8 protein-coding genes and 2 pseudogenes are annotated in these 13,182 nt (G+C 67.9%); 4 read left to right on the forward strand and 6 right to left on the reverse strand.

Annotation, left to right across the window (positions count from 1 at the left end; translation table 11 throughout):
• Positions 1-95: 95 nt before the first annotated feature.
• Both ACH4RC_RS41880 and ACH4RC_RS41885 read right to left on the reverse strand, forming a co-directional pair.
• The gene (locus ACH4RC_RS41880) at positions 96-710 is read right to left on the reverse strand and encodes a transposase (protein WP_398210290.1); all 615 of its coding nucleotides are present in this window, start codon (positions 708-710) and stop codon (positions 96-98) included.
• Complete coding sequence (locus ACH4RC_RS41885; protein ID WP_398210275.1) at positions 707-1,189, reverse strand: winged helix-turn-helix domain-containing protein; 483 nt, start codon at positions 1,187-1,189, stop codon at positions 707-709. Before ACH4RC_RS41885 ends, ACH4RC_RS41880 begins: the two co-directional genes overlap by 4 nt.
• 531 nt (positions 1,190-1,720) lie before the next feature.
• Between ACH4RC_RS41885 and ACH4RC_RS41890 the strand changes: the two genes are divergently transcribed.
• Together ACH4RC_RS41890 and ACH4RC_RS41895 are read left to right on the forward strand one after the other, a co-directional pair.
• On the forward strand, positions 1,721-6,934 hold the full coding sequence (locus ACH4RC_RS41890) for a DUF6531 domain-containing protein (RefSeq protein WP_398210278.1): 5,214 nt from the start codon (positions 1,721-1,723) through the stop codon (positions 6,932-6,934).
• Positions 6,931-7,587: a hypothetical protein gene (locus tag ACH4RC_RS41895; protein WP_398210280.1), complete on the forward strand. Its 657-nt coding sequence runs from the start codon at positions 6,931-6,933 to the stop codon at positions 7,585-7,587. Before ACH4RC_RS41890 ends, ACH4RC_RS41895 begins: the two co-directional genes overlap by 4 nt.
• Before the next feature lie 678 nt (positions 7,588-8,265).
• On the opposite strand, the gene ACH4RC_RS41900 is transcribed toward ACH4RC_RS41895, so the two are convergent.
• The gene (locus ACH4RC_RS41900) at positions 8,266-8,601 is read right to left on the reverse strand and encodes an ArsR/SmtB family transcription factor (protein WP_398210282.1); all 336 of its coding nucleotides are present in this window, start codon (positions 8,599-8,601) and stop codon (positions 8,266-8,268) included.
• Between the two features lie 165 nt (positions 8,602-8,766).
• Between ACH4RC_RS41900 and ACH4RC_RS41905 the strand changes: the two genes are divergently transcribed.
• Positions 8,767-9,906 carry an FAD-dependent monooxygenase gene (locus ACH4RC_RS41905; RefSeq protein ID WP_398210283.1) on the forward strand — a complete coding sequence of 380 codons (1,140 nt, stop codon included), beginning with the start codon at positions 8,767-8,769 and terminating at the stop codon, positions 9,904-9,906.
• 460 nt (positions 9,907-10,366) lie between these two features.
• On the opposite strand, the gene ACH4RC_RS41910 is transcribed toward ACH4RC_RS41905, so the two are convergent.
• The 3 genes and pseudogenes from ACH4RC_RS41910 to ACH4RC_RS41920 form a co-directional block, all read right to left on the reverse strand.
• The gene (locus ACH4RC_RS41910; RefSeq protein ID WP_398210286.1) at positions 10,367-10,612 is read right to left on the reverse strand and encodes a hypothetical protein; all 246 of its coding nucleotides are present in this window, start codon (positions 10,610-10,612) and stop codon (positions 10,367-10,369) included.
• A gap of 61 nt (positions 10,613-10,673) precedes the next feature.
• Positions 10,674-10,779 (reverse strand): annotated as a pseudogene (locus ACH4RC_RS41915) (IS5/IS1182 family transposase); the annotation flags it as partial.
• 205 nt (positions 10,780-10,984) lie between these two features.
• Entirely contained in the window at positions 10,985-11,545 is a 561-nt protein-coding gene (locus ACH4RC_RS41920; protein ID WP_398210288.1) for a GNAT family N-acetyltransferase, read from the reverse strand.
• A 629-nt stretch (positions 11,546-12,174) separates the two neighbouring features.
• Here ACH4RC_RS41920 and ACH4RC_RS41925 point away from each other — a divergent pair.
• Positions 12,175-13,024, forward strand: a pseudogene (locus tag ACH4RC_RS41925) (IS256 family transposase); the annotation flags it as partial.
• Between the last annotated feature and the right edge of the window lie 158 nt (positions 13,025-13,182).

Consider the following 13,182-nt stretch of genomic DNA (forward strand, 5'->3'; position numbering starts at 1 on the left):
GGACAAGGACCCGCCCTCCGAGCTCCAGGCCCTGCTCGACGCAGTCACCACCGGACACGGCATTGACCTATACCGCCGGATTTAACGAACTACCGTTACTGAGCCTCTCGGGGTGTTGTCGGATGAGGACGCGGGTCGAGTCCGGTTTCGAGCAGGCAACCGTCGATCAGGTTGGGCCGGAGCTGGATGTGCCGCAGGCCGCGGCGAAGGGTGCGTTCGAGGTGGTCGTCGTCGCTGAAGGCGACATTGGCCAGCGGGCCGCGCCGCAGGAGCGACCAGATGCCTTCGACCGGGTTCAGTTCCGGTGCGTAGGACGGCAGCTGGATGATGGTGAGCCAGTCGTGCTCGTCCGCGTATTGGCGCATCCCGGCCGTCCGGTGGGTGTTGAGGTTGTCCCAGATCAGGACGATGGGGGCGTTGAGCTGGATGTGGGCACGGACGATGAGGTCGCGGTAGTCGGTCCAGGCGAAGCTGTTGCGTCCGGTGCCGCGGTGCTTGCGGTGGCGGCGGGGCCGGAAGATCAGGCGGGAGGGCTCGCCCGGCCGGTAGCAGCACAGGGCGGCGATCGAGTAGCGGCGCCAGGACCGGCCGCGCACCCGCACCACCGGCGTCTGCCCCAGCCGGCCCCAGGTGCGGGCCTTCGGCGGGGTCATCCCGAACCCCGCCTCGTCCTCGAAGACGAGGAAGGCGCCCAGCGCCGCCGCAGTCATTCCGCCTGCGGCCACACGTCCTTCTTCCACAACTCCACCGCGTGCTCGTCACGCTCCAGGGCCCGGCGGGCGGGTGACTGCCAGGACCAGCCGTGCCGGTGCATCAGCCGGGCGACCGCCGCCGGCGAGACCTCCAGGTCGAAGGTGGAGGCGATCACGTCCCGGATTCTCGCCAGCGTCCAGCGCTGGTCCTCCCAGCCGTGTCCGGCCGGGCCTTTGACCAGCTCCTTCTCCAGTTCGGCGAACCGCTCGTCGCTCAGCTTGGGCAGCTTCGGCGGTCCGGCGCAGGCCAGCGCGGCGGTTCCGCCCCGGCGCCAGGCCTGCCGCCAGCGCTCCACCGAACGCACACTCACCCGCAGGTACTTCGCGATCATCGCGTTCTTCTCGCCCCGTGCGAACCGCTCACCGGCCTCGAGCCGGATCCGTTCACGAAAGCGCTGCCGCTCGGCGGTCAGCCCGCCACCCTGTGCGTACCGCATACCACTGGCCTACCGCAGGGATCACCACTCGTCACCCACTACGACAACACCCCGACAAGGTCAGTAACTACGTGAGAAGGGGGCGAATGCCTTGAGTTCCCTCATGATTTCCCTCAAGTCAATCTGTGACTGACCAAGTCTTCGCTTGGAGTCCATCGCTCAAGTTCACTTTCAAGCCAGAATATTTCTACCCCTCTCCTGCTCCTTGATCACGTGGCCAGCACTGACGCGCGAAGCTGACGCAGAGTCTTCACCCAGATCCGGCCGTATCTGTTATTGCGGGTTACACCTGTAAGACCCCGACCAAGGATTATTGCGGCCCAACATTCACAACTGCCCCGCAGGTGACTCACGATGTGCACTCAGGTGCGAAGACTTGTCATAGCCGTTTTAACCCTGGCTCTCGTGGCGATAGCCGGGATCATCCCATCCTGGGCGTCGCCCCGGGACCGGCCGCCGTCGGCGCCCTCGGTTGCCGTCACCCAGGCCGACGTTCGGACGGCTGCTGATCTACCGAAGCCGCCAAAGGCTATGACGCTGGCCGAGCGCCGCAGGCAGGTCAAAGAAGAACGGCACGAACTCTCCCCGATGCGGGCCTACATGGACGCACCGGAGCGCACGGCCAAGGGCATGCCCCACAACCGGCCGGACCCAAAGCGCATCGAGCGCGGTCCCGCCGCGGAAGCGAGCGCGGATACGCGAGGCGCCGCAGCGGCTCCCGAGAACCCCGTCTCGGTGTCGGCCTGGGCAACCGCATACCCAGGGCTGTTGTCGATCGGCGGGCAGGTGAAGCTGCCCAAGCGAGGGTCGACGTACAGCGGGATGTGGTTATACGTCATGGATGAGGCGGGTAACCCGGTAGTCCAGCAGGAGATCAAGAAGTCCGCTGATGATCCCAGCGGCTACACCCCGGACACCGGGGCCTGGTGTTACGACTGGTGGTCCAGCAATTCCTATCCCACCGATCAGTGCTTCTGGTGGGCGAACAACGCGCTGGGCGGGAAGCTGCAGGACGGGAAGAAGTATTACGCCTGGGTCTTTCTGAACAGCTCGGACGGCTCGTCAAGTCCGGGCGGGACCACCTCACCGCCGGTAGAGGCGTACTACACACCCATAATTCCGGGCGCACAAGCAGGCATCTGCACCTGCTACGCACAGGCTCACCGGGCCGACCCGGTCAACACTGCGACCGGCATGTTCTATGAGCAGCTTACGGACGCCTCGCTGGTAAGCCCGGGGGTTCCCTTGACTCTCGATCGGACCTATCGCTCGGACTCCAGCACGGTCGGCCTGCTGGGTCGCGGCTGGGCCACCCCGTTCGACGCGCGACTCACTGTCGCCACAGGGAAGGTGACCTACCGGACGGACGACGGTGCGGCGTTCGTCTTCACGCAGGCGAGCAACGGCACGTACACCGCTCCGGCGGGTTCGGCGGCCAAGCTGGTCAAGGGCACCAGTACGTACACGATCACCACACCGGACCACACCAAACGGACCTTTGACAGCACCGGTCTGCTCACGTCCGTCGTGGACAAGGCGGGTAAGGGCCTGAGCCTGACCTACGCATCCGGCAAGCTCGCCTCCGTCAAGGACGCGGCAGGCCGCAGCACCACATTCACCCCGGGTGCCGACGGACTGCTGTCCAAGGTGGGCCTGCCGGATGGCACGTCGGTGTCCTACGGCTACACCGGCGGCCTGCTGACGTCGGTGACTGACCCGGCCGGCCGGACCTCGGCATACACGTACGGCACCGACAAGCGGCTGTCTTCGTACACCGATCCGGCCGGCGGCACAGTCACCAACGCTTACGACGCCGCTGGCCGCGTCAAATCCCAGACCGACCAGAACACCAAGACGACCGCGTTCACCTGGGACGGCAAGAGCGAGTCGCACACCACCGCCCCCGACGGCGGGGTGTGGACGGACGTGTACGCCGGTAACGTCCTGATGCAGACGATCGACCCCTACGGCAAGAGCATCACCTACGACTACGACCGCTACCTGCGCCCCGTCGCCATCACCGACCAGCGCGGCAACGCCACGTCGATGACGTACGACAGCGCCGGGCGGATGCTCACCCGCAAGGCGCCGGCGGCGCTCGGCTACGGCGAGAGCTGGACCTACGACACCGCGGGCAATATCACCAGCCACACCGACGGCCGCGGCTACAAGACGACGTACACCTACACCACGTCGAACCAACTGCTCACGGCCACCGACCCATTGAATGGGATGACCGCCTACACCTACACCGCCCTGGGGTCTTTGGAGACGGTGACAAGCCCGCGCGGCAAGGTCACCACCTACGGCTACGACGCGGCGGGCAACCGGACCTCGGTCACCACTCCGCTGGGTGAGAAGACGACGTTCACCTACGACAAGGCCGGGCGGGTCCTGTCCAAGACGGACCCGCGCGGCAACGCCGACGGCGCCGACCCAGCCGCCTACACCACCCACTACACCTACGACGGCCGCGGGCTGTTCACGTCGTCCACCGACCCGCTGGGCCGCACCACCTCCTACGGGTACAACGGCGCCGAGCAACTGACGTCCGCGAAGAGCCCGGTGGGTGAAACCACGTTCGGCTACGACGACGCCGGGAATCTGATCCGGGCCACCGACCCGTCCGGTGAGTCCGTCACCCGCACCTACGACGCAAGCGGGCGCCTGTCCTCCGAGACCGACGCCGCCGGCGGCAAGACCAGATACACCTGGGACAAGGTGGGCCGCCTGCTGAGCAGCGTCACACCGCGGGGCAACACCGACGGCGCTGACCCGGCCGCCTACACCACCTCCTACGGCTACGACGCGGCCGGAAACAACACCAAGGTCACAGGTCCCACCGGCGCTTCCACCTCCACGACCTATGACCCGGTGAACCGGCCGCAGGTGGTCACCGACCCACTGGGCCACACCACCAGCTACGGCTACGACGCCAATGACAACGTCACCAAGGTCACCGATGCCGCGGGGAAATCGGTCAGTTCCGTCTACGACAAGAACAACCGGCTCACCAGCAGCACCGATCAACTGGGTAGAACCACCACCTACGCCTACGACGCCGACGGCAACCCGCTCAGCCGCACCTCTCCGCTCGGCAACAAGGCGAGCTGGACCTACGACGACGACGGCCGCCAGCTCACCGCGGTCGACCCGCGCGGCAACGCCACCGGCGCCAACCCCGCCCAGTACACCACCACCTACGGCTACGACCCGGCGGGCAACCCCACCACCGTCACCGGCCCACTCGGCGGTGTCACGACCACCGCCTACGACTCGGTGGGCAACGTCATCCAGCAGACGGACGCCGACAAGCGCACCACGCACTACGGCTACGACGAACTGGATAGGCTCACCGCGGTCACCGCCCCCGGCGGCGCCGTCACCAGCTACGAACTGGACGAGGTCGGCAACGTCACCGGCCGCACCGACGCACGCGGCCACGTCACCACCTACGGCTACGACGCGGCCCACCGCCTCACCTCGGTCACCGACCCGCTGAAGCGCCAGACCGCCTACGCCTACGACGCCGACAGCAACCTGACCAAGAAAACCACGTCCCGCGGCTCCACCGGCTACACCTATGACCCGCGCGGCCTGCTCACAGGGGTCGACTACTCCGACGCCACACCCGACGCGACCTACGGCTACGACGACGCCGGCCGCCTGACCGCCCGCGCGAACGCGAAGATGTCCGAGGACTTCGTCTACGACGCGCTCAACAGACTCACCAAGACCCGCGGCTTCGCCTACACCTACGACGACGCCGGCCACCTGCTCACCCGCAAGTACTCCGACGGCAACACGATCGGCTACACCTACGACAACGACGGCCGCACCGCGACCATGACGGCCGATGCCAAAACCACCAGCTACACCTGGGACCCGGCGGACCACCTCACCAAGTCGGCGCTGCCCAACACCGAGACCGAGGACCGCACCTACGACCGCGCAGGCCGCCTGACCGCCGTCACCTCCGCCAAGGCAGGCACCACGGTCACCAAGACCGCCCTCACCCTCTCCGCCGCGGGCCTGCCCACCCGCGTCGACACCACGCGGGCCGGCGTCGGCACCGGCGGCTACGACCTCACCTACGACACCACAGGCCGCCTGACCTCCGGCTGCGCCCCGCAGCCCTGGGTCACCGGCTGCGCATCCGGCCGCACCACCTCCTACACCTACGACAAGGCCGGAAACCGCCTCACCGCCACCCTGGGCAGTGCCACCACCGACTACACCTACGACGACGCCGACCAGCTCACCTCCACCACCACCGGCACCACCACCACCGCCTTCGACTACGACAGCGAGGGCAACCAGACCAAGGCGGGCGCCGACACCTACACCTACGATCTGGCCGGACAGATCTCCGCCGCCACCGTCACGGGCACCGCCTACACCTACGACCACGACGCCAGCGGCAACCAGGTCACCACCTCCACCGCCGGCACCGTCACCAACCGCACCCAGTGGGACCCCAACGCCCCACTGCCCCTCCTGGCCACCGAGTACGACAGCGCCTGGGCCATCAAGCAGTCCTACCGCTACGACCCCCTCGGCCAGCCCACCGCCACCAAAACCGGCGCCGGAGCACTCTTCTACTACCACCACGACACCCAGGGCTCCCCGGTCGACGTCACCAGCAGCACCGGCACCCTCCACCAACGCTGGGCCTACGACCCGTACGGCACCCGCGTCCTCAACACCGTCACCAGCGGCGCCCCGGCCGGCACCCCCTCCTACACCGGCGCCCGCTACGAAACCACCACCGGCAACCTCGACCTGCACGCCCGCCAGTACGACACCGACACCGGCCGCTTCACCAGCCGCGACCCGGCACCACGGAACGAGTCGACGCCGTACGTCTCGCCGTACGCCTACGCCGACAACGCCCCGACCCGCTACACCGACCCCAGCGGCCGGACCCCCGCGGACCCCGACGACGATATCGACGACATCGGCGAGTTCCTCAGCATCTTCGGCGACGCCTTCGTCGACGTCTTCAAGTCGCCCGGCGTACTCGCCGGCGACCTGCACGACGCCTTCACCGGCGAAAACGGCGGCGTGGGCGGCTTTTTCGACAAGTACCTCCCCATCCGCCCCGCCTACCGGCTCTACCGGACCGAATACCGGCTGCGCCAGCAGGGCTGCGACGCACTGGCGGACCAGTACGCAGAGGCGGCCGACGAACTGACCGAGCAGATTGTGCTGGTGGGGGTCGGCGGTCTCACCGGATGGCGGCGAGCAGCAGTAGTCCCGGAAGAAGCCGCGGCGTCCGCGATCGGGAACCTGAGGTTCGGCGCGGGTGGCGGAGGGACAGTTCACTACCTGCGGGGCAAGCTCGCCTACAAGACGCCGATCACGTCCGAGCTGACGAAGCTGGTCAATCCGCAAAAGGGCGGGAACAACTGCCGTGCCTGCGCTGTCGCCGTCGACCGATTGCTGGCCGAAGGTGCTCCGTCGTCGGCCCCGGCGAACCTCGGGCGGGGCTCCGACTCGGCGATCACTAAACTCTACGGTGGCAGACCGTTTCTGCGGACGACCCTCAGCGGCATCGTGCGAGACGTCCAGGCAGCTGGAAACGGAGCACGCGGTATCGTATGGGGTTTCGGACCCGGTAAAAACGACTCGCACGTCTTCAACGTGGTAAACGTCGAGGGCGATGTCGTCTTCCTCGACGGTCAGTCGGGACACGCCAACCCACGCGCTTACCGGAACTACGGATTCCTGAGGACCGACCAGTGATCGATCTCGAACGGGCGGCGCTGCTGGCCCAGCAGTACGTGGCCGCGGATCCACTCAACTCCCAGGTGCAGTTGGTGCCCGTGGAGGGGGCCGCGACCGTGCTCGGCGAAGCCGCCTACTTCGGATTTCAGACCCAGGGCTACCTGGAGACCGGGGACCCCTCGCAGATGGTCATCGGCATCGGCCCCATCCGGGTTGATCTGACGACCGGCGAGTGCACCATGCTCGGCTCCATCGAGGCAACCGAGCTGAACCTGTTCGACCTGGACCAGACCGCGCTGCCGGGACCGGGCAACTGGCGGCTCGTCCCGCCCGAATCCACCGATACCTGGCGGGCCGTCTTCGACGCGGAACGCGCCGCGCCGGACCTCGCGGCGCCCTGTCCGTGCTGCGGTGCGCAGGAACTCCACCAGTGGTACCGGGTGGACGGTCCGCTGGATGAGGAGTTCGACGGGGTCCGCGCCATCGCCTACGGCTGGCGCACCCAGTGGTGCGCCGCGTGCCACGTCTGCGACGAGGACGGCGACAGCTTCGTACCGGACGGGTGGCAGTCCCCCTACGAGGTGCCCGAGGCCCATGAGATGAAGTTCGCTCCCCGGTATGCCGAGGCCGCGCGGCAACGCCACCTCGCCGCCGCGGAACGCAACGGCTGACAAACGTGCCGCGCTGGACGGACGGTCATCCGGACAGCGCGGCTCAACCGCATCGAGGTGTGCTCTGAGCGGCTGGTCAACAAGCTGAAGGCATGGTGAGCCATCGCGACCAGGGACCAAAGCCGGGAGCGGAAGGTGGCCGAGCGTATCTTCCACCGCCTGAGCGCTCTTCATCGGTACTGGAGTTGGTGCTTGTCTACGACCTCCAGATTGTCGTCGACAGTGACGCACCGCCAGGGCGCAACCTCTACCCGCCCGCCTGACGTAACAGACCCCTCCGCCTTGCCCGCTCGAAGGCTGGGCAGGCGGACCCCCTCAAGGAGATCGGTGCACACCCCACGGCCGGGGGCGGCCGGTGGCGAACGCGCGGGCACAGAGCAGGGCCACAGCGGCGGGGAGGTTGATGTCGCGGCAAGCGGCCAGATGTCCGGCTGCCGGGTAGGACCGCCTCCCGTGCGCATCGACCACTTCCGCTGGCTGCCCCAGGGTGCGCTGCGCGCCCGTTGCTGGTGGTGATGGCGCTGAGCCAGGCCGGAGCGCACAGCGGACCTCAGCTCAACGCACGCATGTCGCGGTCACCACCACTCCCCCGCGCCGTACCCGAAGCGGCCTCGACGAGCGGGCCGGGCGCCCCGACGATCTCCAGGCCGTGCTGGTCGACCCGCATCCCTTGCCTGCTCAGTGAGGTGCGGTGCCGCCCGAAGCCTCCGCTGCCAGAAGCGCGAGCAGTCCGGGGAATCTTCTCTCCACGTCAGTGCGCCGTAGCCGGATGCCTTTGCGGTTGCCGTAGTCGATCTCGTCGATGAGGCCTGCCTCGCGCAGGACCCGGAAGTGGTGGGTCTGGGTCTGTTTCGATACGGGGAGGTCGAACGAGTTGCAGCCCCGCTCGCTGTCGCCGCAGTCGGCGGCCAGCTCTGTCATCACCGAACGCCGGTGTCGGTCGGCGAGGGCGCGGAAGACCGCCCCCAGATCAAACGCGTCGGCCTCCGGGCTCGTGCGGTTCCTCTCCGTCACGCAGCACCCCCTTCAGGTACGACTTGAACCGTACCTGATCGATGTGCTCCACTGAGGTACGAAATTCTTCGTACCTGGGTCGGGCGGTGTGGTCCCGTGCCGCCGTTTTTGAGAGACCGGGCACGCGCCGGGCGCCGGTCATCGACACTGTGAGAGGTCATCGTCATGAAGAAGCCTGAGGTGCTGATAGTCGGTGCCGGGATCGCTGGGCCCGCACTCGCGTACTGGCTCTCCCGCAGTGGCTACCGGCCAACCGTCATCGAGCATGCCCGGCAGTTGCGCTCCGGTGGCAGCGCGATCGTCGTGAAAGGGCCCGCGATCCCGGTCGCCCGGGACATGAACATCCTTCCGGAGCTCCGTGAGCTCGCCACCCGCAATCGGTCACTGACCCTGCTCGACCCCGACGGCAGGCGCATCATGCAGATCCCGCTCCCCTCGGACGAAGCCAAGACGGTCGAGGTGACCCGAGCCGACCTGTCCGAGGTGCTCCACCGGTCGGCGCGGACCGAGGCCGAGTTCGTGTTCGACGACACGGTCACTGCTCTCGAGCAGGACGGGGGCGGCGTCGACGTCACCTTCCGGCGGTCCGCGCCACGGCGCTTCGACCTGGTGGTCGGCGCCGACGGGTTGCACTCCGCCATCCGTCGCCTGGTATTCGGACCCGAGCGGCAGTTCACGAGCGACTCGGGGCTGTACGGCGCGACCGTGCCGCTGGAACCCGACGCCGTCGAGGACCCGAGCGAGATGACGATGCTGACCGCGCCGAACCGGATGCTCGCCGTCCATCCCTCACGGACCACTCCGCTCGCCATCTTCACCTTCCGGGCCCCACAGGCGCCCTACGAGCGCAAGAACATCACCCTCCACAAGCAGACCGTGGCCGACGCCTACGCCGATGTGCGGTGGCGGGCACCGGAACTCGTGGCGGCGTTCCTCGACCACCCGGCTCCGTTCTTCGACCCCCTGACCACCGTCCGGGTGCCCTCGTGGTCCCGGGGCCGGGTCGTCCTGCTCGGGGACGCGGCCGCGGCGACAGCCCTGCTCGGCGACGGGTCCAGCATGGCGATGGCGGGCGCGTACGCCCTCGCGGAAGAACTCGCCTCCCACCCCGGTGACCACGCCCGCGCCTTCGCCGCCTACGAGGCGCGGCTTCGCAGGGAGACAAACCCTCGGCAGCGGCGTGTCGGCCTGCTCACCCGGCTCATGATCCCCCGCACCCGGCCGGGCCTCGCGATACGCAACACGGTGGGCCGCGCGGTCGGCCGCACCCACCGGACCGCCTCCCGCGAAGCCACACACCGGTAGACCGGATCCGTACCAACCGGTCACAGGCCGATGCCCGACTCAGCTCAGCCCACCCGCGGGACGGTCACGCCCGCATACCGCGTGGTAGCCGCGAGTACCACGACCAGACCGCGGGCCGCAGTGGCGTAGCTGTCGCCCGCGTCCGTACGCACGCCGCGCCACCGGCGGCCGGCAGGTGCGCAGCGACCTGCGCGGTCAGGGCCGGGGGCCACGAAACCCGGGTAAGTGCGGCCCGGCCGTCAGTGAGGCGCGCGATCAGGTGCTCGGGGCGCCTGCGGGTGCCGGTAGAGCCGCTCCCGGCGGCGTCGACCGTCTCACTCGTACAGGTGGAGGTTGCCTACAGGCAGGTTGCTCGCGCGGCGAACCGGACCACGATGCTCGGGGCGGCCAGCCCTGACGCAGCGGACTGTGCTGTCTCCGCTAGGCAGTGCTCACTGGCGCGCTTCGGAGCCGCCGCCGCTCAGTTCTGCGTCCAGGCGCGGATCTCGCGAGCGGCGCTGCGGACGTCGAGGGCGTCGCGGTCGATGCGTTCGGCGAGGTCGGCGGCGGTCTTGGCGGTGACGGTGACGAACAGCCCGGAGGCGCTGAGGTACGAGGCAGCGACGACGGCGGCGAACAGCTTGTTCCGGGCCTCCAAGGCGGGCACGCGCACCAGCTGGTGCATGAGGGCGGCGGCGCGGTGGTGGGGTTCGGCGTAAACGTACACGTCCAGCACCTTGTCGCTGTGACGGGCGACGGCGGCCTGCAGGCCGCCGAAGTAATCATGTCGCTGGGGCTACGTCGACGGCCTCTCGCATGTAGCGGAAGGAGGTCGCGATACCGATGCCGAACCCGGCCGCCAGCTGGGTGGAGGCCACCGCACCGCAGGTGGGCACGGTGGGAAGGCGCCGCCAATGGGCCCTATCTTCTGCCGTCTGGCTATCAATTGCGGCTGGGCAGATCGATAGAGAACGGGTAGCCAAGCACGCGAAACTCCTGGACGGCACGGCCGGTCTCGGACGAGGCCCCATCCACCAGGAGCTTCGTCATCGTCTAGGACTTCCCGACTCGCGGTCACAGACGCCAGCTGGAGAAGGGCTCACTGTTTCCACTGCTCCTTGGTGATCTCGTACCGTACCCCTCCGTGCTCGGAGCCCTCGATCATCTCCATGTCGGAGGGGACGGGAATGCTTGCTGTGCGCGTCATCTTGAGCTTCTCCATGACGTTGCGCGAACCGTTGTTCACGGACATGGTCTCGGCCCAGACCATGCGCACACCGAGCTCCGTGAATGCCTTCGCCAGCAGGGCGCGCGAGCCCTCGGTCGCATAACCCTTGCCCCATGCCGCCCGTCGCAGTCGGTAGCCGAGTTCGACTTCGTCCAGCGGACCCTCTGGCTGTGGACGGGAGAGGAACCAGCCGATGAACGCACCGCCGTCCTTTTCGTGCGCGGCGAAGAGCCCCAGCTCGCCGAACCACTGCTCGTAGCCGGCGAGGATGCGCGGCAGGTGCTGCTCCCGAACGACCTGCGGCGCGGTCGGCTGGCCGCCGGTCAGGTAGCGCATCACCGCCGGGTCGCTGTCCAGCTCGATCAACAGGCCGGCGTCATCGGCAGTGAAGCGCCGCAGGACCAACCGCTCGGTCTCCAGATAGGCATCCATACGCAGATCATGACTGGAACAAGCCGGGCAGCCCAACGGGTTTCCTCGAAGCCGCATGGATCCTGCTGCTTCCACGACCGCACCAAGGCCCCGTCATCCTCACGTCAGAGGAAGAGTGGAAGGAGCTCCCGGTACCGGTTCTCGCCTGGACCGGATTTTCTGGATGGTGAGCGCCGCTCAGGGCAGGGGCCGGGGGGCGAACGTCATCGTGCGGCGGAAGGGACGGTGGAAGATGTTGCGCGAGCATGTGAGTTTCCGAGCGGCTTCAATGGGCCGTCACTCTTGTTGCGCTCGTCCTGATTGCCCGTGTGCGGGCAAGGCGATACCACTCGGCCCCGTCTCGATGAGCACGACGTTGCAGGTGAGCCGGTCGACCAGCGCCGCGCAAAGCCGAGGGTCGGTCAAGGTCTTCGAGCGCCTGTGAACGCCTCGTTGGAGACGATCACGAGCCTCGAAAGGCCAGTTCAGCCGAGGACGTCCACGGCGGTGTCTTCGGCGTTTACGAGCAATGCTCGATACCTGTGGATCAGTCCCGGGTGGAACGCGAAGGGCGTACCTTCCCGAACGATCCTGTGATGGTCACCGAGTAGGCCCGCGTTGGCGCGCGGGTCGGGAAGGTACGTCCGTCCGTGCTCAGCGTAGTCACCGAGGATGGCTCCCCCCAGTCCGGTTTCCTGATCGACGAGATCGTCCGTGAGGGCGCCCGGCGGATGCTCGCCGCGGCACTGGAGGCAGAAGTCAACCAGTACATAGCCGAGTTGGCTGCCGAGACCGATGAGGCAGGCCGACGGCTGGTAGTCCGCAACGGCCATCACCGGCCCAGGACCGTCGTCACTGCCGCTGGCCCGGTCGAGGTGCGGGCACCGCGAGTGAACGACCGCCGCGTGGACGAGGCCACCGGCGAGCGCAAGCGGTTCTCCTCCAAGATCCTGCCGCCGTGGTGCCGCAAGTCGCCGAAGATCTCCGAGGTGCTGCCGCTGCTCTACCTGCACGGACTGTCGTCCGGGGACTTCGTGCCCGCGCTGTAGCAGTTCCTCGGCTCGACGGCCGGTCTGTCGCCGGCGACGGTGACGGTGACCCGGCTGACTCGGCAGTGGGGCGATGACCATGCCGCCTTCCAGGCCAGGGACCTGTCAGACCGCGACTTCGTCTACGTGTGGGCCGACGGCGTGCACCCCAAGGTGAGGCTCGGGCAGACGCACTCGTGCGTGCTGGTCCTGCTCGGCGTCCGCCTGGACGGCACCAAGGAACTGATCGCGCTGGCGGAGGGCATGCGCGAATCGACCGAGTCGTGGGCGGGACCTGCTGCGCGACTGCCGCAGGTGTGGCATGCGCGACCCTGAGCTGGTGGTCGGCGATGGAGCGATGGGCCTGTGGAAGGCGCTGGCCCAGGTCTTTCCGGCCGCTCGTCATCAGCGGTGCTGGGTTCACAAGGCCCGCAATGTCACGAACTGCCTGCCGAAGTCCGCACAGCCGGGCGTGGAGCTTCCCCGTGATCTTGGACATTCGATGGTTATGCCGCGAGGGCGTGTCGGTGTCGCCGTCGGGTCTCGGCCGGGGTGAGGTAGCCGAAGACCTTGTGTCTGCGCAGACGGCGGCGGTTGTAGAACGTCTCGATGAAGTCGAAGACGTCGGCT

Source organism: Streptomyces sp. NPDC016845, from assembly GCF_044332585.1.
In the GTDB taxonomy this organism is placed as follows: Bacteria; Actinomycetota; Actinomycetes; order Streptomycetales; family Streptomycetaceae; genus Streptomyces.

Excerpts from the sequence above, each read along its gene's own strand:
- ACH4RC_RS41880 (WP_398210290.1), bottom strand. The coding sequence starts at position 710 with ATGACTGCGGCGGCGCTGGGCGCCTTCCTCGTCTTCGAGGACGAGGCG.
- ACH4RC_RS41885 (WP_398210275.1), bottom strand. The coding sequence starts at position 1,189 with ATGCGGTACGCACAGGGTGGCGGGCTGACCGCCGAGCGGCAGCGCTTT.
- ACH4RC_RS41890 (WP_398210278.1), top strand. The coding sequence starts at position 1,721 with ATGACGCTGGCCGAGCGCCGCAGGCAGGTCAAAGAAGAACGGCACGAA.
- ACH4RC_RS41905 (WP_398210283.1), top strand. The coding sequence starts at position 8,767 with ATGAAGAAGCCTGAGGTGCTGATAGTCGGTGCCGGGATCGCTGGGCCC.
- ACH4RC_RS41920 (WP_398210288.1), bottom strand. The coding sequence starts at position 11,545 with ATGGATGCCTATCTGGAGACCGAGCGGTTGGTCCTGCGGCGCTTCACT.